Annotated in this window: 30 protein-coding genes; 20 read left to right on the forward strand and 10 right to left on the reverse strand. The window is 60.4% G+C overall.

Translation table 11 applies throughout. The features are described from left to right. The first annotated feature begins 392 nt into the window (after positions 1-392). Together rhtA and B0D71_RS29080 are read left to right on the forward strand one after the other, a co-directional pair. Positions 393-1280, forward strand: coding sequence for a threonine/homoserine exporter RhtA (rhtA, locus tag B0D71_RS29075; RefSeq protein WP_103397768.1), 888 nt, complete (start codon positions 393-395; stop codon positions 1278-1280). 169 nt (positions 1281-1449) lie between these two features. Then, on the forward strand, positions 1450-1731 hold the full coding sequence (locus B0D71_RS29080) for a hypothetical protein (protein ID WP_103397769.1): 282 nt from the start codon (positions 1450-1452) through the stop codon (positions 1729-1731). 14 nt (positions 1732-1745) lie between these two features. Here B0D71_RS29080 and B0D71_RS29085 read toward each other — a convergent pair whose 3' ends face one another. Further along, the gene (locus B0D71_RS29085; RefSeq protein WP_103397770.1) at positions 1746-2306 is read right to left on the reverse strand and encodes a TetR/AcrR family transcriptional regulator; all 561 of its coding nucleotides are present in this window, start codon (positions 2304-2306) and stop codon (positions 1746-1748) included. Between the two features lie 93 nt (positions 2307-2399). Between B0D71_RS29085 and B0D71_RS29090 the strand changes: the two genes are divergently transcribed. Continuing rightward, the gene (locus B0D71_RS29090; protein WP_103397771.1) at positions 2400-3128 is read left to right on the forward strand and encodes an SDR family oxidoreductase; all 729 of its coding nucleotides are present in this window, start codon (positions 2400-2402) and stop codon (positions 3126-3128) included. Between the two features lie 37 nt (positions 3129-3165). Continuing rightward, complete coding sequence (locus B0D71_RS29095; protein ID WP_103397772.1) at positions 3166-3756, forward strand: 2-hydroxychromene-2-carboxylate isomerase; 591 nt, start codon at positions 3166-3168, stop codon at positions 3754-3756. An 84-nt stretch (positions 3757-3840) separates the two neighbouring features. On the opposite strand, the gene B0D71_RS29100 is transcribed toward B0D71_RS29095, so the two are convergent. The 5 genes from B0D71_RS29100 to B0D71_RS29120 form a co-directional block, all read right to left on the reverse strand. Further along, positions 3841-5649: an aminopeptidase P family protein gene (locus tag B0D71_RS29100; RefSeq protein WP_103397773.1), complete on the reverse strand. Its 1809-nt coding sequence runs from the start codon at positions 5647-5649 to the stop codon at positions 3841-3843. Positions 5650-5714: 65 nt separating this feature from the next. Continuing rightward, the gene (locus B0D71_RS29105; RefSeq protein WP_103397774.1) at positions 5715-6872 is read right to left on the reverse strand and encodes a cysteine desulfurase family protein; all 1158 of its coding nucleotides are present in this window, start codon (positions 6870-6872) and stop codon (positions 5715-5717) included. A gap of 205 nt (positions 6873-7077) precedes the next feature. Next, positions 7078-7692, reverse strand: a complete 615-nt coding sequence (locus B0D71_RS29110; RefSeq protein ID WP_103397775.1) for a LysE family translocator — start codon at positions 7690-7692, stop codon at positions 7078-7080. A 101-nt stretch (positions 7693-7793) separates the two neighbouring features. Then, a complete protein-coding gene (locus B0D71_RS29115; protein ID WP_007993944.1) occupies positions 7794-8063 on the reverse strand; it encodes a hypothetical protein in 270 nt (89 codons plus the stop codon). A 122-nt stretch (positions 8064-8185) separates the two neighbouring features. Then, positions 8186-8551 (reverse strand): antibiotic biosynthesis monooxygenase, encoded by a 366-nt coding sequence (locus B0D71_RS29120; RefSeq protein WP_103397776.1) that lies wholly within the window; start codon positions 8549-8551, stop codon positions 8186-8188. Positions 8552-8646: 95 nt separating this feature from the next. Here B0D71_RS29120 and soxR point away from each other — a divergent pair, with 95 nt between their 5' ends. The 11 genes from soxR (at position 8647) to B0D71_RS29175 (ending at position 17255) form a co-directional block, all read left to right on the forward strand. Further along, positions 8647-9102 carry a redox-sensitive transcriptional activator SoxR gene (soxR, locus tag B0D71_RS29125; RefSeq protein WP_103397777.1) on the forward strand — a complete coding sequence of 152 codons (456 nt, stop codon included), beginning with the start codon at positions 8647-8649 and terminating at the stop codon, positions 9100-9102. 126 nt (positions 9103-9228) lie between these two features. Next, positions 9229-9687 (forward strand): VOC family protein, encoded by a 459-nt coding sequence (locus B0D71_RS29130; RefSeq protein WP_103397778.1) that lies wholly within the window; start codon positions 9229-9231, stop codon positions 9685-9687. Positions 9688-9845: 158 nt separating this feature from the next. Continuing rightward, a complete protein-coding gene (locus B0D71_RS29135) occupies positions 9846-10721 on the forward strand; it encodes an alpha/beta fold hydrolase (protein ID WP_103397779.1) in 876 nt (291 codons plus the stop codon). 292 nt (positions 10722-11013) lie between these two features. After that, complete coding sequence (locus tag B0D71_RS29140; protein WP_103397780.1) at positions 11014-12216, forward strand: PepSY-associated TM helix domain-containing protein; 1203 nt, start codon at positions 11014-11016, stop codon at positions 12214-12216. Beyond that, complete coding sequence (locus tag B0D71_RS29145) at positions 12213-12755, forward strand: thiamine pyrophosphate-binding protein (protein ID WP_103397781.1); 543 nt, start codon at positions 12213-12215, stop codon at positions 12753-12755. The genes B0D71_RS29140 and B0D71_RS29145 overlap by 4 nt, the downstream gene beginning before the upstream one ends. Then, the gene (locus tag B0D71_RS29150) at positions 12752-13081 is read left to right on the forward strand and encodes a hypothetical protein (protein WP_103397782.1); all 330 of its coding nucleotides are present in this window, start codon (positions 12752-12754) and stop codon (positions 13079-13081) included. The genes B0D71_RS29145 and B0D71_RS29150 overlap by 4 nt, the downstream gene beginning before the upstream one ends. Further along, a complete protein-coding gene (locus tag B0D71_RS29155; RefSeq protein WP_103397783.1) occupies positions 13078-13650 on the forward strand; it encodes a DUF6162 family protein in 573 nt (190 codons plus the stop codon). The genes B0D71_RS29150 and B0D71_RS29155 overlap by 4 nt, the downstream gene beginning before the upstream one ends. A gap of 34 nt (positions 13651-13684) precedes the next feature. After that, the gene (locus B0D71_RS29160; RefSeq protein WP_103397784.1) at positions 13685-14611 is read left to right on the forward strand and encodes a metal ABC transporter substrate-binding protein; all 927 of its coding nucleotides are present in this window, start codon (positions 13685-13687) and stop codon (positions 14609-14611) included. Beyond that, positions 14608-15453 (forward strand): metal ABC transporter ATP-binding protein, encoded by an 846-nt coding sequence (locus B0D71_RS29165; protein WP_103397785.1) that lies wholly within the window; start codon positions 14608-14610, stop codon positions 15451-15453. Before B0D71_RS29160 ends, B0D71_RS29165 begins: the two co-directional genes overlap by 4 nt. After that, positions 15453-16352 carry a metal ABC transporter permease gene (locus B0D71_RS29170; protein WP_103397786.1) on the forward strand — a complete coding sequence of 300 codons (900 nt, stop codon included), beginning with the start codon at positions 15453-15455 and terminating at the stop codon, positions 16350-16352. The genes B0D71_RS29165 and B0D71_RS29170 overlap by 1 nt, the downstream gene beginning before the upstream one ends. Next, a complete protein-coding gene (locus B0D71_RS29175; protein WP_103397787.1) occupies positions 16353-17255 on the forward strand; it encodes a metal ABC transporter substrate-binding protein in 903 nt (300 codons plus the stop codon). It begins immediately after the preceding gene. 201 nt (positions 17256-17456) lie between these two features. Here B0D71_RS29175 and B0D71_RS29180 read toward each other — a convergent pair whose 3' ends face one another. Beyond that, a complete protein-coding gene (locus B0D71_RS29180) occupies positions 17457-17684 on the reverse strand; it encodes an MbtH family protein (protein ID WP_057713869.1) in 228 nt (75 codons plus the stop codon). An 81-nt stretch (positions 17685-17765) separates the two neighbouring features. Further along, complete coding sequence (locus tag B0D71_RS29185; protein ID WP_103397788.1) at positions 17766-19166, reverse strand: aspartate aminotransferase family protein; 1401 nt, start codon at positions 19164-19166, stop codon at positions 17766-17768. A 236-nt stretch (positions 19167-19402) separates the two neighbouring features. On the opposite strand from B0D71_RS29185, the gene B0D71_RS32015 reads away from it, so the two are divergent. Further along, positions 19403-19708: a transposase gene (locus B0D71_RS32015; RefSeq protein ID WP_240635653.1), complete on the forward strand. Its 306-nt coding sequence runs from the start codon at positions 19403-19405 to the stop codon at positions 19706-19708. Beyond that, on the forward strand, positions 19705-20541 hold the full coding sequence (locus B0D71_RS29190) for an IS3 family transposase (protein ID WP_240635652.1): 837 nt from the start codon (positions 19705-19707) through the stop codon (positions 20539-20541). Before B0D71_RS32015 ends, B0D71_RS29190 begins: the two co-directional genes overlap by 4 nt. A 68-nt stretch (positions 20542-20609) precedes the next feature. Here B0D71_RS29190 and B0D71_RS29195 read toward each other — a convergent pair whose 3' ends face one another. Together B0D71_RS29195 and B0D71_RS29200 are read right to left on the reverse strand one after the other, a co-directional pair. Continuing rightward, entirely contained in the window at positions 20610-21935 is a 1326-nt protein-coding gene (locus B0D71_RS29195; RefSeq protein WP_103397789.1) for an ATP-binding protein, read from the reverse strand. Further along, the gene (locus B0D71_RS29200) at positions 21932-22612 is read right to left on the reverse strand and encodes a response regulator (protein WP_008020398.1); all 681 of its coding nucleotides are present in this window, start codon (positions 22610-22612) and stop codon (positions 21932-21934) included. Before B0D71_RS29200 ends, B0D71_RS29195 begins: the two co-directional genes overlap by 4 nt. Positions 22613-22766: 154 nt before the next feature. On the opposite strand from B0D71_RS29200, the gene dsbD reads away from it, so the two are divergent. From dsbD to dsbG, 3 genes are read left to right on the forward strand one after another with little or no spacing between them, the layout of a single operon-like run. Beyond that, entirely contained in the window at positions 22767-24503 is a 1737-nt protein-coding gene (gene dsbD, locus B0D71_RS29205) for a protein-disulfide reductase DsbD (protein ID WP_103397790.1), read from the forward strand. Beyond that, the gene (locus B0D71_RS29210) at positions 24503-25357 is read left to right on the forward strand and encodes a TlpA disulfide reductase family protein (RefSeq protein ID WP_103397791.1); all 855 of its coding nucleotides are present in this window, start codon (positions 24503-24505) and stop codon (positions 25355-25357) included. The genes dsbD and B0D71_RS29210 overlap by 1 nt, the downstream gene beginning before the upstream one ends. Further along, positions 25333-26100, forward strand: a complete 768-nt coding sequence (gene dsbG, locus B0D71_RS29215) for a thiol:disulfide interchange protein DsbG (protein ID WP_103397792.1) — start codon at positions 25333-25335, stop codon at positions 26098-26100. Before B0D71_RS29210 ends, dsbG begins: the two co-directional genes overlap by 25 nt. The last annotated feature ends 3 nt before the right edge of the window (positions 26101-26103 follow it).

A 26103-nucleotide genomic window follows, 5' to 3' on the forward strand; every position in this document is an offset into this window, starting at 1 on the left:
CAAGTGATTATTTTCAGAAGTTTTCAAAGTTTCCCTTGTAACTTCAACCACTTGCGCTTCAGATCTCTCATCAGCGGGAGGCGAATTCTACAGCGTTACACGCTGCTGTCAACACCTCTTTTTCAACCCCCTTTCGGCTTCGATGAACTGAAGCGACCCACTGTCGAAAACTGCGTAACTCGTTGTTTACCAAGGAGTTTTCCGTTTCGACTGCGCCGGAAGTGGGGCGAATTATAGACATCTGAAATCTGCCGTCAAGCAGTGATTTAGGTTTTCTATCGAATGTACAAAAACACTGCTTATATATAGACGCGCTCGCGGTGAATGCGCAGTATATTGCCCAACACAATTAGAAACGACCTTGATTCCTATATTTCGGACGATGCCACGTAATGAATGACCAGCCTCGCAGCCTAGCCTCCACACTGTTCTCGGTCGGGCTGCTACTCATAGCCATGGCGTCGATCCAGTCCGGAGCCTCCCTGGCCAAAAGCATGTTCTCTGTCGTTGGCCCCCAGGGGACGACAACGTTACGACTGATTTTCGCCTGCGTGATCATGATGCTGATACTGCGTCCATGGCGGGCAAAGCTCACCGCCAGATCTCTGCGCACCGTCATCGTCTACGGGATGGCGCTGGGTGGCATGAACTTCCTCTTCTATATGTCATTGCAGACAGTCCCGCTGGGTATCGCGGTGGCGCTTGAATTCACCGGCCCATTGGCCGTGGCAATCTACGCCTCTCGTCGCGCGATCGATTTTTTGTGGATCGCCCTGGCTGCCGTCGGCTTGCTGCTACTGATACCGACGGGAGAGGCGACTGCGGGGATCGACCTGGTAGGCGCCGGTTATGCCTTGGGTGCAGGGGTCTGCTGGGCACTGTACATTTTGTTCGGTCAAAAAGCCGGGGCCGACAATGGCGTGCAAACCGCCGCACTGGGGGTAATGATCGCTGCACTCTTCGTAGCCCCTATCGGCATCGTCCATGCTGGCTCCGCTTTGCTGACGCCTTCATTGATCCCTGTGGCCCTAGGCGTCGCCGTCTTGTCCACAGCCCTCCCCTATACCCTGGAGATGGTCGCTCTGACCCGAATGCCGGCCAGAACCTTCGGCACGCTGATGAGCATCGAGCCCGCCTTTGGTGCCTTGTCGGGCTTGCTGTTCCTTCATGAATACCTCTCGCTGTCGCAGTGGATGGCAATCATGTGCATCATTCTGGCATCCGTCGGCGCAACCATGACCATGGGCACTGCCGCCAGACCAGCAGTAGCGGCAGATTGATATCGGACATAACGAAGGTCTGGTATTTGCCGATCAATTAGGCCATGTTTAGCCCCGCAACCCAAAGTCATACCATGGACGATTTCAGATAGGGATATCGGTAAGCTTCAAGCGAAAGTGAATGCAGCCAGACTCGGGCACAAGATCCGGGGACGCTATAAGGACAGTGATGAAACGATTTTTGATACTGGTCGCCGTACTTGCAATTGCGGGCTGCGCAGCGACCTCGAAAACACAGATCAAGCATGGCAAGAAAGGGCTACATATCAACTGTTCCGGACTGTCTTCGTCCTGGGACAAGTGCTACACCAGCGCCGCCAACTCCTGCGCACCCAAGGGATACAAGGTCGTTGCCAAGTCGGGAGATACCGTGGAAGAGCCCGGCGACTACCCGTTTGGCCTCAATCCTGCGGGCTATACCAGCCGCAGCATGATTGTCATCTGCAAATAGGCAGGGCCGTCGCGTCAGGTTCTCGGACGTGCGATCTGACGGCTAATTTCCTCGTAGCTGGACTTCAGCACTGTGCGCTGAATATCCGGGCTAGCCAGCATGCGCGCCACGACCAGCGCGCCAATGCATTGCGACAGAATTGCCCACGCCAGGCTGTCGCTTTGCAGAACACCCGCCCAACTTTCCTGTAGCCGACAAATCCAGTGCTCCGCCTGTTGACGGACAGTCTCGTCGGAGCGGGCAATTTCCGCCCCCAATGCCGGCAATGCACAACCGGATTGCGGATTCTCGACGTGAGACATGCTCAGGTACTGTTTCAAGCAACGTTCAAGCTTGTCACGGTCCTGCCCTTCCCCCAGTCGCGCCATGCTTTGGCACAACTCACGCTCGACGATGCTTGCAAACAACTCGTCCTTCGACGTGAAGTGGCTGTAGAAAGCGCCACCGCTCAAGCCAATCGCTTTCATCAGGCCGTCCACGCCCACCGTTGAAAATCCCGATTTCTTGGCCGATAGCGCACTGCTTTCCAGCAGCCTTTGCCTGGTTTCCAGCTTATGGCTCGCCGAATAACGCATTGTCCTTCTCCCCTATTTGCTCATCTTGACGCCTGCCGAATCATAGCATAACGTTCGTTTAGTTAACGATCGTTTACCAATAGGGATCTCCCCATGAATAACAACAAGGTCGTACTGGTCGTCGGTGCTGGTGATGCCACGGGCGGCGCCATTGCCAAGCGTTTTGCCCAGGAGGGTTTTGTTGCCTGCGTCACCCGCCGCAGTGCGGACAAGCTTCAGCCACTGGTGGATGCCATCAAGGCCGATGGCGGCGAGGCCCAAGGTTTTGCCTGCGATGCACGCAAGGAGGAAGACGTGATCGCGCTGGTCGAGCAGATTGAGAGCGAGATCGGCCCCATCGAGGCGTTTGTGTTCAACATCGGCGCCAACGTGCCGTGCAGCATTCTCGAAGAAACCGCCCGCAAGTATTTCAAGATCTGGGAAATGGCCTGTTTCTCGGGGTTTCTCAACGCCCGGGAAGTGGCCAAACGCATGGCCAAGCGCCGACGCGGCACGATCCTGTTCACCGGTGCCACCGCAGGCCTTCGCGGTGCCGCAGGCTTTGCCGCGTTCGCCGGCGCCAAGCACGGGATCCGTGCACTGGCGCAGAGCATGGCCCGTGAACTGGGGCCGATGAACATTCATGTTGCTCATGTCGTCGTCGATGGCGCCATCGATACCGACTTCATTCGTGAAAGCTTCCCGGAAAAATACGCGACCAAGGATCAGGACGGCATCCTCAACCCCGAACACATTGCCGAAAATTACTGGTACCTGCACAGCCAGCCCCGCGATGCCTGGACCTTCGAGTTGGACCTTCGCCCCTGGAGCGAACGCTGGTAAGCCCTCCCCCTACAACAATAAGCAGAGCGCACCGACCATGAGCAAAACCGTGGAATTCCTTTTTGACTTGGGCAGCCCCACCACTTACCTGGCATATACCCAGCTACCGGCAATCTGTGAGCAAACCGACAGCCAGTTGATCTACATCCCGATCCTGCTCGGCGGTGTGTTCAAGGCCACCGGCAACGCCTCCCCGGCGACCATTCCGGCCAAAGGCCGTCACATGATTCTGGACCTCGACCGTTATGCCCGGCGCTACGGTGTACCACTGAAATTCAATCCGCATTTCCCGATCAACACCCTCATGCTGATGCGTGCCGCGACCGGTATTCAGTTGCACCATCCCGAGCGTTTTATTGCCTTCATTGACTGCCTGTTCAGAGCCCTGTGGGTCGACGGCCGCAACCTCAATGACCCGGCAACCGTGGCGGCGGTACTGAGCGACAATGGTTTCGATCCCAATGAGGTGCTGGCATTGACCGCCGACGAAACAGTCAAGGCAACGCTCAAGGACAACACCGAGAAAGCAGTGCAGCGCGGCGTATTCGGCGTACCGAGCATGTTTGTCGATAATCAGCTGTACTTCGGCCAGGATCGACTGGACTTCGTACTCGAGGCCCTGAGTTAAATCCCGACCACCAACCGCCCCTTTACCGCTTCCGACATAGAGAAGTACTTGGGCGGTTTCTGCTGTTTGCCCCGGCTACACCAATCAAATAGCCGCAGTGCGGGTATTCAACCACTCCAGCGCTGCACCTTCGACCAACGGGCTCAGACGCTCACGCACTTCGGCGTGGTAGGCGTTGAACCACTGCTTTTCCTCATCCGACAGCAGCGACGTTTCCAGGCAACGCGTGTCGATCGGGCACAGGGTCAGGGTTTCGAACTTCAGGAACTCGCCGAATTCGCTTTTGCCCGCCTCACGGTTCATCGCCAGGTTTTCGATCCGCACACCCCAACGACCCGGACGATAGGTCCCCGGTTCAATGGACGTGATCATGCCGGGTTGCATCGCGGTTTGCGGTGCAGGCGCGGCCTGGTAAGCAATCACTTGCGGACCTTCGTGGACGTTCAGGAAGTAGCCAACGCCATGACCGGTACCGTGACCGTAGTCGACACTTTCCGCCCAGATAGGCGCGCGGGCGATGGCATCGAGCAGCGGCGACAGAATGCCTTTGGGGAACTGCGCGCGGGACAAGGCAATTACGCCCTTGAGCACGCGGGTGCAATCGCGTTTCTGCTCATCGGTCGGAGTGCCCACCGCGACCATCCGCGTGATGTCGGTGGTGCCGCCCAGGTACTGGCCGCCGGAGTCGATCAGCAACAGACCGTCGCCTTCGATCACCGCGTGTTCTTCTTCGGTGGCATGGTAGTGCGGCATCGCGCCATTGGCGTTGTACGCGGCGATGGTGTTGAAACTCAGCGACACATAGTCCGGACGGCGCTCACGGGCGGCGGTGAGCTTTTCATCGATGGTCAGTTCGGTGATGCGCTCGCGCCCCAACGCCGAGTCCAGCCAGGCGAAGAATTCGCACAGCGCTGCGCCGTCCTGCTCCATGGCCTGACGGATGTGTTCGGCATCGGCCAGGCTTTTTTGCGATTTGGCCAGGGTGGTCGGGTTCAGGCCTTCAATCACTTTCACCCCGCTATCGAGGTTGTCCAGCAATCCCGCCGTGACCCGCGCCGGGTCGACTTGCAGGCTCGCGCCGCTCGGTATGGCGCGCAGTGCAGCGGCGACTTCGCTGTAGTCGCGCAAGGTCACGCCGTCCTGTTCGAGGATGGCACGCAACTCGGCGCTGACTTTGCTCAAGGCCACGAACAGCGTGGCCTGTTGCTGATTAATCAAGGCAAAGGAAACGAATACCGGGTTGAACGACACGTCACCGCCACGCAGGTTGAACAGCCAGGCGATGTCATCCAGCGTGGCGATGAAATGCCAGTCGGCACCTCGCGCCTGAAGGGTTTCGCGCAGTTTGGCGAGTTTTTCCCCACGACTGACGGTCGCTTGCGGTGGCAAGTGCTGATAGATCGGCTCGTTCGGCAGGCCTGGGCGGTCGCTCCAGACGCCGCTCAACAGGTCAATGTCGGTGCGCAGGCGGGCGCCGCGCTCTTCAAGTTTGCCGCCCAGGGTCCGTGCCGATGCCACGGCCATGACCGCGCCATCGACTGCCACAACGCCACCTTCGGGTGTTTGCTCGGCCAGCCACTCCAGTGGCCCAGGCTGACCCGGTTGCAGCTTGACCAGGTCAATGCCGCTGCCCTTGAGTTCCTTGGTTGCCTGCTCCCAATAACGGCTGTCGGCCCACACGCCGGCAAAATCCGGGGTCACGATCAGGGTGCCGACCGAGCCATGGAAGCCCGACAACCACTGGCGCCCCTGCCAGTAACCCGGCAGGTATTCGGACAGGTGCGGGTCGGCCGACGGCACCAGCAAGGCATGAATACCTTCCCGGCTCATCAGCTCGCGGGTTTGCGCCAGGCGCTGGGGCACCGATCCATTGATCGAAAGCTGCGTATTCATCGTGTCTCCTGCTAACCACTTCATCATTATTGTTGAGTGCCGATCAGCGTCGGCGCTTCGTCGCCCTACTGCCAGAATGCCGGAGCACTGGCGCAGGCCGCCTTGATCAGTTGAACCGCCTGGTCGATGTCCTGCTCGGTGGTAAAACGCCCGAGACTCAAGCGGATGGTGCGACTGGCCGAGCGGGCATCATGCCCCAGGGCCAGCAGTACATGGGATGGGGTATTGCTCGCGGAATTGCAGGCCGAGGTCGCGGAAAACGCGATCGAGGCCTGCAACGCTGCCGGGTTGAACTCGCCCTCACCGAAGGTCAGGCTCAGGGTATGGGGGATGCGCCGGGTCGGGCTGCCATTGAGCCGCACGCCGGGAATGCTCGACAACTGCTCGAGCAAGCGCTCACGCAAATGCACGATGACCGCTTTCTCTTCATCAAAAGAGTCTGCCGCCAGGGCAAAAGCCGAACCCATGGCGACGATCTGATGGGTCGCCAGAGTACCGGATCGCAAACCACCCTCATGCCCGCCGCCATGGATCTGCGCCTGCAAACGTTGCTGGGCACGCGGACCGACGTACAACGCACCGATGCCTTTGGGGCCATAGAGCTTGTGCGCGGAAAACGACATCAGGTCCACTGGCCACTGCGCGAGATCGATCGCCACTTTGCCCGCGCCCTGTGCGGCGTCGACATGAAACAACGCCCCGCGATCACGCACGACCTGACCGATGGCGGGAATGTCGTTGAGGGTGCCCAGTTCGTTGTTGACCAGCATCAGCGACACCAGGAAGGTGTCCTCGCGCATGGCTTCGCTGACCGCTTGCGCGCTGATCAAACCCTCGGCGTCCGGCACCAGATAAGTCACGGCTACGCCGGCATCCTGCAGTTGCCTGGCGGTATCGAGAATGGCTTTGTGTTCGATCTGGCTGGTGATGATATGGCCACCGCCAGCGCCGCGGGCCTGGGCCACGCCTTTGAGCGCGAGGTTGTTGGATTCGGTGGCGCCTGAGGTCCAGACGATCTGCCCGGGTGTCGCGCCGACCAGTTCGGCAACCTGGCGTCGTGCCTGTTCCACCGATTGCCGGGCCTGCTGGCCGAAGGCGTGGGAGCTTGAGGCCGGGTTGCCGAAATTGCCGGTAAAGCCCAGACACTCGACCATTACCTTGATGACCCGCTCATCCACCGGCGTGGTGGCGGCGTAATCGAAATACAACGGACGTTTATTCATAAAAGACTCGCAGAGCGTGTTCCGGGATCAGGAAGCTCGTGACTGCAAACGGCAAAGCGCAGCCTTGTGAGCTGCGCGCTGTTTTCAGAACGTACCAATACCTGATCGGATGCCGTTAAAGAAGAACTACTTCATTTAATAGTGCGTAGGAACGCTCCTGAAAAGTCAGCTTAACAGGCATCGGGCAACCGGTTGAAGCAATGCGTCAGCTAACGCTTTCGAGCATCAGCGGATACAGCGAGACCACGAGCAACGCGGCCATGCCCCAATTGAACAGGCGTAGCCAGCGACGGTCCTTCAGGACATTGCGCAACAACGTGCCGCAAGCCGCCCAGACACCAACGCTCGGCAGGTTGATGATGGCAAAAACGGCCGCGATCACGATCACATTAGTGAAGTAACCCTGCATCGGCGTGTAAGTGCTGATGGCGCCAATGGCCATGATCCAGGCCTTGGGATTGACCCACTGGAACGCGGCGGCGCCCAGATAGCTGATCGGTTTCGCCTCGCCCTGCTGACTCTCCGACACCGGCCCGGAATGGGCGATTTTCCACGCCAGATACAGCAAATACGCCGCCCCCACATAACGCAGCACGGTATAGAGCAACGGGTAAGTCTGAAACACCGCGCCAAGGCCAAATCCGACCGCCACCACCAGTGCAAAGAAGCCACAAGTGATACCGAGCATATGCGGAATCGTGCGGTTGAAACCGAAGTTCACCCCGGATGCCAGCAACATGGTGTTGTTCGGGCCGGGCGTGATCGAAGTGACGAGGGCAAACAGGGCGAAGCCCAGCAGCAGATCGAGTGAGAGCGTCATGGGTGGCAGTCCGTCAGGGTCGGTCAGGTATTGACCCTACCGCACACCTTGGGCGAAACCCATGGACAGTTACGCAAAACTTGGAGCAGTACAGTTTTGCCTCAGCTCGGACGACCGTGCAGCTGTACAGATCGCCCGGCGTTCATTTCACCCTGGTTGTCGAAGCCGAACGCCTTCTGCGGCTGGCCGAGCAGTTCGGCTTTCTTCGCGTGGTATTCGTCAAAAGACAATCCGCGGCGGTTCAACGCCTCCAGCGCCAGTTCCTTGCTTTCTTCAGCCGTGTAGGGACGAAGCTCCGGGGAAACATGGCTGGCACATCCGGCGAGTACAGAGACGGCGAGCATCAGCAAAGTGGCAATCATCGGTTTCATTTCTGGCGTCCTGGCGACTGGGTTCGAGGCAATGAACACAGGCTACCCGCGCCTCCCGGGCAGCAGAAATCAACGCTTTCAATAGTGGCTATCAGCAAATGGCGATCTTTGTCCTGCCAGCATCAGCCCACCAGGCTGCAATGCAGTGCGTTGTCGTGGCTGCGCTGCAGACTGTGCAGCACCTGAAACGATCCGAAGGTCACCGCCTTCGCCTGATGGGCGCGGATCAACTGCCAGAAATCCTGTTCGCCATTTTCAAAGGCCCGGAACGCGGCCTCCCCTGCTTCTCGGGTTTGCCATTGCAGATAATTGAGTACGCGCCGGCCATCGTCGCTGGCCTGGATACTGGCACTGAGAAAGCCGCGGTGCTGCCGGGCCAGATGCTCGGTCTGTGCCGACAAGGCCAAAACCAGCGCGGGTTGTTGATGCGGCTCGATCTCGAATTCGATCAGTTGGGCAAAGCTGCGATTGTTCTCTGAGGTTTGCATGAAATGTCCCCACTCACATGTAAGGCGAATCTTGCGATCCGAAGGTGTGCAGGGTAAAACCTCTAGTTAACTAGAGGTCAATAGGCAATTTTTAAATGATCACCCCGGAAAACCTGCACAAGGAACTCACCGTCGGCCAGGTCGCAGCGCGCAGCGGCGTCGCGGTCACGGCGCTGCATTTCTATGAATCCAGGGGGCTGATCAAAAGCAATCGCAATCAGGGCAACCAGCGCCGCTATCCGAGGGAAGTGTTGCGACGGGTAGCGTTGATCAAGGTTGCCCAGCGCCTGGGGATCCCTTTGGCGGAGATTGGCGAAGCGCTGAAGAGGCTGCCTGACAATCGGGCGCCGACGGCGGCGGACTGGAAAACCCTGTCGGCGCAATGGAGTCTGGAGCTGGATGAGCGCATCAACCAACTGACCCTGCTGCGCGATCGCCTCAACGGCTGTATCGGTTGTGGTTGCCTGTCGATGGAGGCTTGTCCATTGCGCAATGCCGGCGATGTGCTGGGGGAACGCGGGCCGGGGGCGCACTGGCTGGGGCCGACCTGATGGCATTTGTGTGGCGTTGCTGCTCGTCGGGCGCTCGGTGAGGCGAAAGAGGCTGGCCTATATTTACCCGGTCGTATTGCGGCACAGGCACTTTCCATTCACACAACAAGAACAGGGAGATCCATCATGAGTGTCAAACCCATTCCTGAGGGGTATCACAGCATCACCCCCTACCTGGGCATCAATAAAGCCGCCGAAGCCATCGCCTTCTACAAAAAAGCCTTCGGTGCCATCGAAGTCATGCGCCTGAACATGCCCGATGGCGGTGTCGGTCACGCCGAACTGCGTATCGGCGACTGCCCGATCATGCTGGGCACACCGTGCGATCAAGGACCACTGAACAATCCGGACAATTCGCCGTCCGTGGGCCTGCATTTGTACGTGACGGATGTCGACAAGTCCTACAAACAGGCCATCGATGCCGGTGCAACCGTTGTATCCGAGGTCAAGGATCAATTCTACGGCGACCGTTCAGGCACCTTGAAAGATCCCTACGGTCACCTGTGGTTCCTGGCCACGCGCAAGGAAGACCTGACCCAGGAACAGATTGAGCAACGGGCGAAGGAGATGTTTGCGCAGGGTTGAAATCCTAAGGGTTGGAGCGGGCCTCTTCGCGAGCAGGCTCGCTCCTACAGTAATCCCTGTTGCTGTACACGGTTCATGAACAAACACACCACACTTTGAGCCTTGCTCTCGGCCTCCGAGGATTTCAGGATGGCGGCAACCATCACAGGGAGTCACCCATGTTTGCCGGATTCAGCAAAGACCAGCGCCACGTCAACGGTGTGGACATCGCCTACCGCATTGGCGGTAACGGGCCTGCCCTGCTGTTGCTGCACGGCCATCCACAGACCCATGTCATCTGGCACAAGGTCGCCGGGCAACTGGCCACACACTTCACAGTGGTAGCCGCCGACCTACGCGGTTACGGCGATAGCGGCAAGCCGTCGGCCGACGAGCAGCATGACCACTATTCAAAACGGGAAATGGCCCGGGACGCCGTCGAGTTGATGAAGGCCCTGGGGTTCGAGCAATTCTCGATCCTCGCCCACGATCGTGGTGCCCGGGTCGCCCATCGCCTGGCGCTCGACCACCCCGATGCCGTGCAGCGCATGGTACTGCTCGACATCGCCCCGACCCTGTCGATGTACGCGCAAACCAACGAAGCCTTTGCCCGTGCCTATTGGCACTGGTTCTTCCTGATTCGCCCGGCACCACTGCCGGAAACCCTGATCGAAGCGGATCCGGAGTCCTATCTGCGCAGCGTCATGGGTAGCCGTAGCGCCGGGTTCAAACCCTTTACCGACGAAGCCTTCGGCGAATACCTGCGCTGCCTGAAACAGCCGGGGGCTGCACGCGGCATCTGCGAAGACTATCGCGCCAGCGCCAGCATCGACCTGGACCACGACCGCGCCGACATCGAGGCCGGTCATCACCTGAATCTGCCCCTGTTGGTGTTGTGGGGCGCCGAAGGTACAGTCGGGCGCTGCTTCGAGCCGCTCAAGGAGTGGCAACACGTGGCAACCGACGTGCGTGGCAAAGCCTTGCCGGCCGGCCATTACATTGCCGAAGAAGCCCCTGAACTGTTGCTTGCCGAGGCGCTCGATTTCCTGCGCTGATACTTCGCTCCCGCGCGGGCTCACCGTGCGCGGGTAGCTCCGTCCTCTCCCTCTCTGCCTTGCCCTCGACAACTGCGCGGCCCCTCAAAGCACTTTCGCAAGCAAGCCCTTTCGAGGCTTCGGATAATGCGAAACATTTTCTTTCATTTCCCCCTTCGGGATTTCCCTCGCTCATCCGTCCTACCTAGATGCAGTCCTTTCGCGTAGGCAAAAGCCACGACTGGACTTTCAGGGCGCTCAATCCTGCGAAGCCCGCAGCCGAGCAGCCTCTCATCCAGGCAAGACCTCCAATATGTCAAAGAAGTCCCGTTCAAAAATCTGGTTCCTGGTCCATAGCTGGCTGGCGCTGCCGATCTGGTTTTTCGTGCTGATCGTCTGCGTGACCGGCACCCTGGCGGTACTCAGCCAGGAAATCGTCTGGCTGGCCAACCCGCCCATGCGTGCCAGCCAACCCTCGGACGATGCACCGCTGCTCAGCTACCAGCAGGTCATCGAGGCCATCAACAAGGCCGAGCCGCAGACCGTGGTGCAGAGCATCAGCCGGCCCGACGAGTCGCACTTCGCGCTGGATGTCGAAGTCAGCTATCCCGACGGGCGTTCGGTGGTGATTTATGTCAATCCGTACAGCGGCGTGATCCAGGGTGTCGCGCCGGAGTTCAACTTTCGTGCGTTCACCCGCGCCCTGCACGGTTGGTGGCTGGTACCGTTCACCAATGGTTATAGCTGGGGCTGGTACCTGGTGTCGTTTCTCGGCTTGCCGCTGCTGGCTTCGCTGGTCACGGGGCTGGTGGTCTACAAACGTTTCTGGAAAGGCTTTTTCCGCCCGACCCTGCGTATCCGCCACGGCGCGCGAATTTTCTGGGGCGACTTCCACCGCTTGAGCGGCATCTGGTCGATCTGGTTCATCGCGGTAATTTCCATCACCGGTACCTGGTTCCTGATCCAGGCACTGCTGTTCGATAACCATATTTCCATATCCACGGAAAAGATCATTCCGGCGATGTCCCGTGAAGCGGTGCCGCTGTCGCCAGATGGTTCGCCTGCGCCGCGCATCGACCTGGACCGCGCGATTGCAATTGCCTCGCAGAAGATTTCCGGGCTGGAAGCCAGTTTCGTCAGCCTGCCAGGCAATGCCTACAGCCATCTGGATGTCGGCGGACGCGGCTGGTATCCGCTGATGTTCCAGACCGCGACCATCAACCCGTATAACGGCGAAATCGCCGCCACGCGTCTGATTTCGGACCGCTCGACCCTGGAGTTCGTCACCGAGTCCATGCGCCCGCTGCACACCGGGGACTTCGGTGGTCTGTGGATCAAGCTGATCTGGGCGTTCTTCGGTCTGCTGCTGAGCATGATGGTGCTCAGCGGCTTGCTGATCTGGACCAAGCGCACGGCGCTGGCCACCGCCAATGCCTTCAAGCGCAGCAACAAAAAACCGCGTGGTACCGCTGCGCAACCGGCCACGAACAATGAACCGTCGGAGGTCAACCTGTGAGCAAAGTCATTGCGGCCTCACAGCCCTCGCGCCTGAGCGTTTTCTGGCACAAATGGCGCTTTCACCTGAATGTCCTGTTGCTGCTGATTCCACTCGGTTTCATGCCCAAGTACTTCGCTGACGAAGCGCTGATGCGTGGCGACAGTGGCCTGGGCGAACGCGAAATCGGCGAAGTCCAGGTCGGCCCCTGGAGCCTGCGCCTGGCGGAGCTGCGCAACGCCGCGCCCACGCTCGATGGCCCGGCCGGCTATATGAAGGGCTTCAACGCCGCGCTGTGCGATACCTGCATCGCACAGGTCAAGGCCACTTACCTGCGCATCGGCAAGCCCCGCAGCCTGCGCGCCGCCGGGGTGATTTTCTTCGGCGCCCCGTATCGCATGGGCGCTTCGCTGCCCGTCCCGGAAAAAACCACGGCCGACGCCGAGCTGTGGATCACCATGGAAGGCTGGGACGGCACGATGCATCAGGCATTCATTCCTTTGCGCCAGGCCTCCCCCGCCACCATCGCCTGGCTGAACAAACAAGGAGGCAAACCATGATCCCCCCTCTTCGTCCACTCAAAGCCCTGTTGCTGGTGCTCTGCGCCGGATTCAGCGCCAGCGCCCTGGCCCATAACCCGATGTGCGAATGCAAGGCCATCGACGCCGAGCAGATCAAATGCACCGGCGGTTTTTCCGACGGCAGCGGCGCGCCGGGCGTGACCCTCGATGTGATCGGCTATGACGAAACCATTCTGGTGCCGGGCAAACTCGGCGCCGATTCGACCCTGACCTTCAAGAAACCCGGCGCCGAGTTCTACGTGCTGTTCGACGCAGGCCCCGGTCACGTGGTGGAAATCGACCAAGCGGACATTGAGGCACCATGAGCACTTCAACGACCCAAGTCGTACGCCCGGCCGGTGCCGGTCACGAAACCCTCTACGTTTTGCTGCTATGCCTGGTGATCCTGGCGGTCGCAGGGACTGTGGTGCTCTGGCGCGGTGAATCCCATGAGGTGAGCAGCGTCAACAGCCACCAGCTGGATGCCCGCCGCGACCTCAGTGCGTCCGAGCAAGGCATCTACGCCGATTTGCGAGTGACGCTGGACGAGATTCATTTGCTGCGCCAGGAACAGCAAACCCTGCCGACTCCCCAGGTTCTCGCTGAGGAAGGTTTTGCCCCGTTTGCCCAGGACGCCAGTTCCGTCAGCCGTGGCGGCCATGCCTGGCAATTGCTCAACGCCAAGGCCTACTTCGGTCAGAGCCAGGCGCCGACGGTCGCCGGTTCATTCCTGATGCGCCTGACCGCAGGCGATGACGCTCCGGACATCTGGCTCAACCGCACCGGCACGCTCACGGCTCCGGCCGACCTCAGCGATACCGCGCTCGAAAGCACCGGTTGGCAACAGATCGTCGCGCAATTCGATGCCGGCGTAACCCGCCAGCACCGGCACTGAACCCTCGCCCCACTCGAGAGAAGACCGCTTTCCCATGCCCATTTCATCTCAACGTTCTATCTTGCGCTTGCTACTGGTCGGCCTGCTCGCCTGCCTGCTGCCATCCCTGGCCAGTGCCGACGAAGCCAAGCGCCTGCGCATCGGCATCACCCTGCATCCTTATTACAGCTACGTGGCGAACATCGTCGGCGACAAGGCCGAAGTGGTGCCGCTGATTCCGGCCGGTTTCAACCCGCATGCCTACGAACCCCGCGCCGAAGACATCAAGCGCATCAGCGGGCTGGACGTGATCGTGCTCAACGGCGTAGGCCATGATGATTTCGCCGACCGCATGATCGCGGCCAGCGAAACGCCGAACGTGCCAGTGATCGAAGCCAATGAAAACGTGCCGCTGTTGGCGGCCACCGGCGTTGCCGCCCGGGGTGCCGGCAAAGTGGTAAACCCGCACACCTTCCTGTCGATCAGCGCCTCGATCGCCCAGGTCAACAACATCGCCCGGGAGCTGGGCAAGCTTGATCCGGCCAATGCCAAGACCTACACCGACAACGCCCGCGCCTACGGCAAGCGTCTGCGCAAGATGCGCGTCGATGCCCTGGCCAAACTGACCCAGGCGCCGAACGCCGAGTTGCGGGTGGCCACGGTGCACGCGGCCTACGACTACCTGCTGCGTGAGTTCGGCCTGGAAGTCACGGCCGTGGTTGAACCGGCCCACGGTATCGAGCCGAGCCCGAGCCAGCTGAAAAAGACCATCGACCAACTGCGTGAACTGGACGTGAAGGTGATCTTCTCGGAGATGGATTTCCCCTCCACTTACGTCGAGACCATCCAGCGTGAATCAGGCGTGAAGCTGTATCCGCTGTCGCATATTTCCTACGGCGAATACACCGCCGACAAGTACGAAAAGGAAATGACCGGCAACCTCAACACCGTGGTACGGGCGATTCAGGAGTCCGGCGCATGACATCGAAAGAAACCATCCTGGCCGATGCAGAATCCCCTGTGGGAGCGGGCTTGCTCGCGAAGGCGTCCGGTCAGTCAACATCATCGTTGAAAGACACACCGCAATCGCGAGCAAGCTCGCTCCTACAGGGTTCGGGGCCGACGCTGGAGTTTGCCGATGTCAGCCTGACCCTCGGGCGCACAACGATCCTGGACAAGGTGACCTTCCAGGTCCGTCCCCGCAGCGTGCACGCGCTGGTTGGCCCCAATGGCGGCGGCAAGAGTTCGCTGATCAAGACCCTGCTCGGGCAAATGCCCCATCAGGGCCGCTTGAGCCTGCAATGGCTGGGCGAGCCTGGAATCATCGGCTATGTGCCACAGGCACTGGAGTTCGACCGGGGTTTGCCAATGACCGTCGACGATTTCATGGCCGCCATGTGCCAGCGTCGCCCGGCTTTTCTCGGTTTGAGCAAACACTACGCGGCGGCGATTGGCGAGGCCCTTGAACGGGTCGGTATGCAGGACAAACGCAAGCGCCGCATGGGCGCGCTGTCCGGCGGTGAGCGCCAACGGGTGTTGCTGGCCCAGGGGCTGATTCCGCCTCCTCAATTGCTGGTGCTCGACGAGCCGATGTCGGCCCTAGATGAGGCCGGCATTCAGGTGTTCGAGCGCTTGCTCGGCGACTGGCGAGCGGCGGGCATCACCGTACTGTGGATTGAGCACGACCTGGAAGCGGTCGGGCGCCTGGCCGATCACGTCACCGGGCTCAATCGCCGGGTGCTGTTCGACGCCACGCCGCAACAGGCGCTGACACCGGAGCGCCTGTTGACGCTGTTCTCGACCCACCCACGGAGCCTTGCCTGATGAGTTACGAAGCTTTTCGCCTGATGGTCCAGGGCTGGGCATCGTCGGGTTATCTACCCGAGGCGCTGGCGTATGGATTCGTGGTCAATGCGCTGCTCGCCGGTCTGCTGATCGGCCCGGTGCTGGGCGGCCTGGGTACGCTGGTGGTGGTCAAGCGCTTCGCGTTTTTCTCCGAGGCGGTCGGTCACGCAGCGCTGACCGGCGTGGCCATCGGCATTTTGCTCGGCGAACCCTACACCGGCCCCTACGGCAGCCTGTTCGGTTACTGCCTGCTGTTCGGCATTTTGCTCAACTACCTGCGCAACCGCACCGGCCTGGCGCCGGACACCTTGATCGGCGTGTTCCTCTCGGTGTCGCTCGCCCTGGGCGCCAGCCTGCTGTTGATTCTGGCGGGCAAGATCAACGTGCACATCCTGGAAAACGTGCTGTTCGGTTCGGTGCTGACGGTCAACGGCAATGACCTGCTGGTATTGGCCATCGTCGGTTCGCTGGTGATGGCCCTGGCTTTGCCTTTGTACAACCGCATCATGCTCGCCAGTTTCAATCCGCAACTGGCGGCGGTGCGCGGGGTGGCGGTGAAGACCCTCGACTATCTGTTCGTGATTCTGGTGACGCTGATCACCGTCGCCGCCGTGAAGGTCATCGGCGCGATTCTGGTCGGTGCCCTGCTGGTAATTCCGGCAGCGGCGGCGCGTTTGCTCAGCCAATCGCTGAAGGGCTTTTTCTGGTGTTCGGTGCTGATCGCCACCATCAGCACGCTGTGCGGGATTCTTGCGCCGATCGTCTTCGACCTGCCGATCCCGTCCGGCGCCGCGATCATCCTCGTGGCCGGTGTCGCCTTTGCTCTGGCCGCCCTCGCGCGCGGCGTTGTCCCCAGCCTGAAAGGGAACCTTGGATAAATGATTTTTTCACTGCGCCAACTGACCCTCGCCGTTGCCCTGTGCGGGCTGACTACCGCGACCTTCGCCGCTGACAGCGGCAAACCGCTGCGCGTACTGGCGTCTTTGCCGATTACTTATGGTCTCGGTGAAGTGCTGCTCAAAGGCACCGATGTCAGCCTCGAACGTGCCGCGCCGGCCAACCTGCCCGGCAGCCGTCAGACTGCCTACTTCACCGGGCGTGGTGCCCCGGCGCTGGCCAAACTGGCAAATGATGCCGATGCGGTGATCGGCCTGCGCTCACTGTGGCCGGACGACCCGCTTTACCCGATCTCCCGGCGCAGCAATATACGCATCGTCGAAGTCGACGCCGCCCGACCGGTGGACGGCGCCCTGCCCGGTATTGCCGTGCAACCTGGCAACAAGGTCGACGGGCTCAACAGTCAGCCATGGTTCTCCAGCAACAACATGGGGCGCATGGCCGATGTAATGGCGGCGGACCTCGTGCGCCTGGCCCCCGAGGCGAAGCCGAAAATCGACGCCAACCTGGCAGCGCTCAAGCAACGCTTGCTCAAGCTCAGCGCCACCAGCGAAGCGCGCCTCGCCAATGCGGACAACCTCAGTGTGATGAGCCTGAGCGATCATTTCGGCTACCTGATTGGCGGCCTCAATCTCGAGCTGATCGCCCAGGACCCGCGCCCCGATGCCGAGTGGACAGCCGAAGCGCTCAAGCAATTGGGCACAACGCTCAAGGACAATGATGTGGCGGTAGTACTGCATCACCGGCAACCGTCGGACGCACTCAAAGCAGTGATTGCCGGTTCGGGTAGCCGGTTGGTGGTGTTGAGCACCGATGCCGAGGACCCGGTGGCTGAACTGGAGGGGAATGTGGATTTACTGATCAAGGGGTTGAGCGGCGCGTAATTCTGTAGGAGCTGGCTTGCCAGCGAAGGACGTTAACGATGACGAGTACTTAGTGGTTGAACGCGGTGCCTATGAGTCCATCGCTGGCAAGCCAGCTCCTACAGGTTTTGCGTCACACACGCGCTTCCTGTGCACAAACTCCAGACCTGAAAAAGCCCGCTGACTGTCACCAGTCCAGCGGGCTTCTTTTTGCATGACGAATCAGTGCGCCACAGCCGCCTGCTCATCCATCTTCTGCCGCAAGCTCAACGGACGCATATCGGTCCAGGTTTCCTCGATGTAAGCCAGGCACTCCTTTTTCAGCCCGCTTTTGCCCACGGTGCGCCAGCCTTGTGGCACGGCTTTGTAATCGGGCCAGATCGAGTATTGCTCTTCGTGGTTGACCACGACCTGAAAGAGGATGTCCTCGCGGTCGAATACTGACGTCATGGTGTCTCTCCATCGTTGTAGGGCGGGCCGCGCTGTGTGCGCAGCCGTTATGTAGAAGGAACGTTCCCCGGGGTGGAAAATTTAAGGATTGGCGGTGGCAGCGGCCAGGGCCCGACCAAAAATCTCGGCCACGCGATCGATTTGCGCAGCGGTAATCACCAGGGGCGGCAGGAAGCGCACCACCGCGCCATGGCGGCCACCGAGCTCCAGGATCAAGCCACGCTTGAGGCATTCGCGCTGCACCAGCGGTGCCAGGCGGGCGAAGGCCGGCGGGTGACCCTGGGCATCCAGCGCCCCCGTCGGATCGACCAGTTCGACACCGAGCATCAAGCCACGCCCTCGAATGTCACCCAGTTGCGGGAAGTCCCGCTGCAGGATGCGCAAGTGCTCGGCCAGACGCTCGCCCATCGCGGCGGCATGCTCGCAGACCTTGTATTCGAGCAAATAACGCATCACTGCGGAACCGGCGGCCATGGCCATCTGGTTGCCACGGAACGTCCCCGCATGGGCGCCCGGCAGCCAGGTGTCGAGCCAGTCGCGGTAGACCACCACCGCCAACGGCAGGCTGCCGCCGATGGCCTTGGACATCACCACGACATCGGGAATGATCCCGGCGTGCTCGAAGGCGAACATCTTGCCGGTGCGGGCGAAACCGCTCTGGATTTCATCGACGATCAGCGCGACTCCCGCCTTTTCGGTGATCCGGCGTAAACCGCGCAACCAGTCCAGATCCGCCGGGATCACCCCGCCCTCGCCCTGCACCACTTCCACGATCACCGCCGCCGGCAATTGCACGCCGGCCTCGGGATCGTTGAGCAGGTTTTCCAGGTAACTCAGGTTGGCATTGACCCCTTGCGCACCGCCGAGCCCGAACGGGCAGCGGTAATCGTAAGGGTACGGCATGAACTGCACGCCGCTGCCGAGCAAGGCGCCCAGAGGCTTTTTCGGCCCGAGGCTGCCCATCAGGCTCAACGCGCCCTGGCTCATGCCGTGATAACCGCCCTGGAACGAGATCACAGTGCTACGACCCGTGGCGGTACGCACCAGTTTCAACGCCGCTTCCACGGCATCGGTGCCGGTCGGGCCGCAGAACTGGATCTTCGCTTCAGCGGCCAGGGCAGGCGGCAGCAGGCTGAACAGATCCTGGACGAACTGGTCCTTGACCGGCGTGGTCAGGTCCAGGGTATGCAGCGGCAGTTCATCGGTCAGCACCTGCTGGATGGCCTGGATTACCACCGGGTGGTTGTGCCCCAGGGCCAGGGTCCCGGCACCGGCCAGGCAGTCGATGAACGTACGGCCTTCGACGTCTTCGACGTGAATGCCCTTGGCGCGCTTGAGCGCCAGGGGAATGCGTCGCGGATAGCTACGGGCGTTGGATTCCTGCTGGCTCTGACGGGCGAGCAATGGCGATTCGTTGAACTGATAAAGCGTCTCGGCGGACGTCGCCGGCTGCTCTTCGTTAAGGCTGGTAGCGACTGACATCTCTCGACCCCTCAATAAGGTTTTCCTATTCTGGAAACGCATCAGCGCTTGAGGGATTTAGGCAGTCACACGGAAACCTTTGTAGGAGCGAGCTCTGCTCGCGATGGACTCAAGAACACTGCGTGCATTCAGAAAGCACGCGTTATCGATATCGACCATCGCGAGCAGAGCTGAACTGGCCTAATTATTCCGGACACCTCTTAAGGGCGATATGATTTCGCCAACTTGGAGGTTCCATGAACGAAAGAAAGGTCTACACCCGCGAGTTCAAGCTTCAGGCTGCCAGCATGGTGCTTGATGATAACTGTCCGGTTCCAGATGTTTGTGCATCGCTGGATATTGGGCCCACCGCTTTACGGCGCTGGGTCGATCAGGTTCGCAAGGAACGCGAGGGACAGCCAGTCAAAGGCACCAAGGCGATTACCGAGGATCAGCGCCAGATCCAGGAGTTAAAAGCCAAGATCAAGCGCATGGAGATGGAAGCCGAGATCTTAAAAAAGGCTACCGCTCTCTTGATGTCGGATCCCGATCGTTTTCGATGATTGCGGAGCTTAGAGAGTCATTCCCGACCGCCTTGCTGTGTCGTGTTTTCGATGTGAAGCGCAGCAGCTTTTATGAGTGGCTTCAGCGGCTCGCCAAGCCGCAGGTCAGACGCGAGGAGCTCAAGCTGAAAGTGGTTGAGCTTCACAGCGAAAGCCGTGAAGCCATGGGCTCCAGGATGATCAGCAAGGGCCTGAATTCGCAAAACATAGCGGTCGGAAGGAGTCTTGTCAGAGCGCTGATGAGGGAGGCAAACATTGTCAGTAAACAACGCCAGCCGCATCCATTCAGGTCCAAGGGGGTTGAAGCATTTGTTGCGCCTAATCGACTCAAACGCAACTTCAAACCGACTGCTGTTGATCAGGTCTGGTGTGGCGACGTTACCAGTTTGATGGTGGGCAAGCGCTGGGTTCACCTGGCCATCGTAATTGACCTGTTTGCTCGTCGAGTCATTGGCTGGGCATTCTCTCTAGTCAATGACGCCAACTTGGTCAGCAAGGCGCTACGCATGGCGACAGAGGTACGAACCTGCCCGCCGGGGCTGATGTTCCACTCGGATCAGGGCTGTCAGTACACCAGCCGCAAGTTTCAAGAAGAACTGGCCCGCCACGGCATTTTGCAAAGCATGAGTCATCGCGGACAGTGCTGGGACAACGCTCCAACAGAGCGTTTTTTCGGCACACTGAAATCAGAATGGGTTCCCCGCAGCGGCTACAGCATGGTCGAGGAAGCAAAAACCGACATGGTGCGCTTCTTCATGTACTACAACCGCACCAGGCTCCACAGCTATAACAACTACCTGTCGCCAATAGCTATGGAGCAAAAAGCGGCATAAACACCGTAATCGGTGTCCGGGATTACTTGACCAGTTCAAGCTCGCTCCTACAGGGGTTTGTGTTTGTTTCAGATAGATTGCAGCGGCATCGTCAGCTCGACCCGCAAGCCGTCCGGACGGCTATCGAAATGCAACGTGCAGCCGCAACGCTGGACGATGGCCTGGACAATCGCCAGCCCCAGACCACAACCGGTGCTCTGGCCGTTGCGCCAGAAACGCTGGGTCAGGTGTTGCAGATCCTCTTCGGCAATCCCCGGGCCATGGTCGCGCACCACGAACTGCACTCGATTGCCGGTGGTTTCCAGGCTCAACTCCACGGCTTTGTCGGCAGGGGTATGCCGCAGTGCGTTGTCGAGCAAGTTGCGCAGCGCGGCAATCGACAGCACGGCAGGCATTTGTACCGGCGCAGTGGAGACCTTGCCCGGCGCCTGGAATTTGATGCGTTGGCGATCGCCGCTCGCCGCGTCCTGGATCGCCAGTTTCGCCACTTGCTCGGCGTTGCACTGCACACCGTCGTCAAACGACAGACTGCCCTCGACTCGCGCCAGCAATAGCAATTGCTCAAGGGTGCGGTGCATACGATCCGCTCCCTCTTCGGCCCGGGCCAGGGACTGATCCCGGGCGTTTCCTTCGGTCATGCGCGCCACTTGCAGGTGGGTCTTGATCGCGGTCAGCGGGCTGCGCAGCTCATGGGCTGCATCACCAGTCAGGCGCCGTTCGCGCTCGATGGTCTTGCCGATGCGCTGGAGCAACTGGTTCTGGGTTTCCAGCAAGGGTTGCAGCTCGCTGGGCAGCGGCTGGATCTGCAAGGGCTCGAGGGAGTCGGCGCTGCGGCGCATCAAGGCATCGCGCATGCGGTTGAGCGGCGCCAGCCCCTGGCCGATGCCCAGCCAAAGCAGGCACAGGCATCCGAGCAAGGCCACGCCCACCGGTACCGAAGCGGCCAGCAGAATCGACATGTTCAACGCCTCACGTTCGATCTGCCGGTCGGCGGTGGTGATGCGCAGATCGCCCCGGGCCAATGTGAAACTGCGCCACGGCGCGCCGTCGATCATCTGATCGTGAAACCCCAGTTTCTCGGCCTCCAGGGCTTGTTGTGGATCGGAGTGGCTGCGGGCAAGGATTTCACCGCGCAACGAGCTGACCTGGCACGCCATGCCACCGGGAATGTTCAATTGTTCGGCACTGAAATGGGTGCCCTCGCCCTTGCTCGGCACGGGCGGCAGTTGCTCCATCAGGCCGGCGACCATGCGTGCCGACGCCACCAGGCGCTGGTCGAGGGAAAACATCATTTGATTGCGCAAATCGCTGAGCATCCAGGCCGCGGCCAGGGCCCAGATCAGCGCAAACGCGGCGCCGAGCGTCAGGCTCAGGCGCAAACGCAGACTCATCACTTCGATTCTTCTCCGCCATCAGCCGGCCCCAGGCGATAGCCCAGGCCGCGCACAGTCTCGACAATGCCATTGCCAAGCTTGCGCCGCAGGTGATGGATATGGACGTTGAGGGCGTTGCTCTCCAGTTCGTCGTTGAAACCGTAGACGCTGTCCTTCAGTTGCTCGGTGGACAGCACCCGGCCACGGTTGTGCAACAACGCTTGCAGCAGTGACTGCTCGCGGCGCGACAGATCCACCGGCTGCCCCGCAAGCGTGGTTTCGCGGCTGCTCGGGTCGTAAGTCAGGGCGCCATGTTCGATCAGGTTGACGCTGCGCCCCGCCACCCGTCGCAACAGCGTATGCAGGCGTGCAGCGAGTTCGCGCAAGTCGAACGGTTTGAGCAGGTAATCATCGGCGCCGGCTTGCAGGCCATCTACGCGGTCGGTGACCGAGTCCCGGGCGGTGAGGATCAAGACCGGCAACTCCAGGCCTTGATGGCGCAACTGCTGCAGCAGCTTGAGGCCATCCTCGTCCGGCAGGCCAAGGTCGAGCACCATCACGTCGAACTCCGCCACCTTGAGCATCGCCCGGGCGGCGGACGCCGTGGCGACGTGCTCCACGGTCAGGCCTTGGGCGGTCAGGCCGGCGACGATACCGCTGGCGATCAGCTCATCGTCTTCGCAAACCAGTACGTGCATGGGGAGCCTCGTAGAAATAAAGCTGATTAAGCCGTTGACCGATTAAGCCGACATTATGCTGCACGCGCTAGCGCCACAAGGCCGGGGCGGTTAATCATCGGTTAATCGCCACCCGCCACTGTGCACCTCACCAGCACAGGGCAAAGGCTTATCCATGCGTCGTCTGTTTTTACTTTTTACCCTTTTGATCGCGGGCCTGGCCCAGGCGGCTAGCAATCCGTTCGACACCAAACCAGAGTTTCTCCCGGTCGATAAGGCATTCACCTTTACCTCTGAACGCCTGGAATCCGGAGAAATCCAGCTTTATTGGCAGATTACCGACGGGTACTACCTGTACCAGAAACGCTTGAAGTTCGACGGTTTGCCTGTCGCGCAGCATCCTGCGTTGCCCGAAGGCGAAGCCCACAGCGACGAGTTTTTCGGTGAGCAACAAGTCTACCGCCAGGGTCTGGAACTGAAGATACCAGCGGGTGCCAGTGGCCAGATCAAGGTCAGTTACCAGGGTTGTGCCGATGCCGGTTTGTGTTATCCCCCGCAAACCAAAGTTGTGAACCTGGGCAACGTCAATGCGCAGAGCGCGGCCAATGAAGCACCAGACCAGGCACTGGCCAGCAGCCTGCAACAACGTGCGCTGGGCTGGAGCCTTTTGCTGTTCTTCGGCCTGGGCCTGTTGCTCGCCTTCACGCCGTGTTCATTGCCGATGCTGCCGATTCTGGCCGGGTTGATCGTTGGTAGTGGCGCCACGCCCAAACGTGGATTCGCTTTAGCCAGCAGTTATGTGGTCAGCATGGCGCTGGTGTATGCGGCTATGGGAGTAGTGGCCGCCTCCCTCGGGGCGAACCTGCAAGCCTGGTTGCAGAACCCCTGGCTGCTGGGCAGTTTCGCGGCGATTTTCGTGCTGCTGGCACTGCCGATGTTCGGCTACTTCGAACTGCAACTACCGGTGGCCGTGCGTGATCGCCTGGAGAACGTCTCGCGCAATCAGCGCGGCGGCAGCCTGATCGGCGCGGGTGTGCTGGGTGCCCTGTCCGGCCTGCTGGTCGGCCCCTGCATGACCGCACCGCTGGCCGGCGCCCTGCTCTACATCGCGCAAAGCGGTAATGCGTTGCATGGCGGATTGATTCTGTTCGCCATGGGCATCGGTATCGGCGTGCCGCTACTGTTGCTGGTGACCGTCGGCAATCGCTTCATGCCCAAGCCTGGGGCCTGGATGAACCTGGTCAAAGGTATTTTCGGCTTCCTGTTCCTCGCCACCGCGTTGCTGATGCTGCGCCCGGTGCTGGACGAATCCCTTTGGGTCGGTTTGTGTGGTGCGCTGCTGCTGATCTCGGCCTACAGTGCATGGAAACAGTCGGAAGGGTTCGACCGTATCGCACATCTGTTTGGCGCCAGTTCGTTGCTGCTCGGTTTATGGGGCGGCCTGTTGGTGATCGGTGCGGCCGGTGGCAGTGACGATCCGTTCAAGCCGTTGCAGGTTTTTCGTGCCGCGAACCAGGCTGTGGCCGCTGTGCCGGTTGGCCACGATGCCTTCACCACCATCAAGGATCCGCAGGCACTGCAACGGGAACTCGACACCGCGCAGGCTCAGGGCCAGTGGGTACTGTTGGACTACTACGCCGACTGGTGCGTGTCGTGCAAGGTCATGGAAAAACAGGTGTTCGGCAAAGCCAATGTCATGCAAGCCCTGAGTGACGTGCGCTTGCTCCGGCTGGACGTGACCGCTGACAATGCCGCCAGCCGCGAGCTGCTCGCTCGTTACAAAGTGCCGGGGCCACCGAGTCTGCTGTGGATTGGCGCTGATGGCGAGGAACGTCGCAGCCAGCGCATAACTGGCGAGGTCGATGCCGATACTTTCCTGCAACGCTGGACCGCTACCCGAGACGCCCGTTAATGCTGACCTTTACCCTCGGCACCTTTGCCATCGCGCTTAATCACCTGCTGCTGATCAGTGCGCTGGCGCTGGCCACTTTTGTCGGCTGGCGGGTGGCCAGGCGAGGGGGTGACAATCCTGAATCGGTGCTGTTCAGCCTGTTTCTACTGGGCATGCTGGCGGCCCGTATCAGTTTCGTGGCCGTCTATTGGGCGTATTATCGCAACGATCCGTGGCAGGTCATCGACCTGCGCGATGGAGGTTTCCTCGCCTGGCCGGGGGTGATCGTCGTTTTACTTGCCACACTGTATCGCGCCTGGCGTCGCCCGGGTTTGCGCCGTCCATTGGGCTTTGGCGTGGCCAGCGGCCTGGCGTTCTGGCTATTGGCAACGTTCTCCCTGTCGATTTATGAACAAGGCACACGCCTGCCTGAAATCGCCCTGCGCAACGCCGCTGGCGAAACCGTGCAATTGGCCGACTACAAGGGCGGCCCGTTGGTGATCAATCTCTGGGCCACCTGGTGCCCGCCGTGCCGCCGGGAGATGCCGGTGCTGGAAAACGCCCAGCAACAAAGGCCGGACCTGACGTTCCTGTTCGTCAATCAGGCGGAAAGCATGCAAAGCGTCGCGACCTTTCTGGAAACCCAGGGCCTGAGCCTATCCAACGTACTGTTCGACGGCGGTGGGCGTCTGAGCCAGGCCGTCGGTTCCATGGCATTGCCGACTACGCTGTTCTATAGCCCCGAAGGTCGCCTGCTGGGCAGCCATCTGGGCGAATTGTCGGACGCCAGCCTGGCGCGCGCACTGGAAAACTTCGACACCGTACCCGCCACTTCTTCAAGGAAACTGCCATGCCCCGCCTCCGCCACCTGCTGACCCTGAGCCTCGGTGCCGTCCTGCTGCACCTGCCGTCGGTGCAGGCCGAAGAGTTGCCCGATGCGATCAAGAAAATCGAGGCCAAGGGCGCGAAAATCGTCGGCCAGTTCGACGCCCCCGACGGTTTGCGCGGTTATGCCGCGCAATACCAGGGCCGCGGCATGGCTCTGTACCTGACACCAGATGGTAAACACGTATTGCTGGGCAACTTGTATGACGCCCAGGGCAATGACCTGAGCAGCGCACCGTTGCAGAAGCTGGTGTATGCGCCGATGGCCAAGGAAGTCTGGGCCAAGTTCGAAACCAGCAACTGGATCGGCGACGGCAAAAAGGATGCGCCGCGCGTGGTGTACCTGTTCAGTGATCCGAACTGTCCGTACTGCAACGTGTTCTGGGAACAGGCCCGGCCGTGGGTCAAGGCGGGCAAGGTGCAGTTGCGCCACATCATGGTCGGTATCATCCGCGAAGACAGTCCGGGGAAATCCGCGGCCCTGCTCGCCGCCAAAGACCCGGAAAAAGCCCTGCAGGACCACGAAGCCGCTGGCAAGGGCAGTTCGCTCAAGGCCTTGAAGGAAGTGCCACCAGCCGTTCAGGCGAAACTCGCGGCCAACATGCAATTGATGGAAGAGCTGGAGTTGCAGGCGACGCCGGCGATTTTCTACATGGATGACAAAGGGGATTTGCAACAGCAGCAAGGCGCACCGTCACCGGACAAACTGGCGAAGATTCTCGGGCCTATGTGACTT

The organism is Pseudomonas laurylsulfativorans (assembly GCF_002906155.1).
Lineage (GTDB): Bacteria > Pseudomonadota > Gammaproteobacteria > Pseudomonadales > Pseudomonadaceae > Aquipseudomonas > Aquipseudomonas laurylsulfativorans.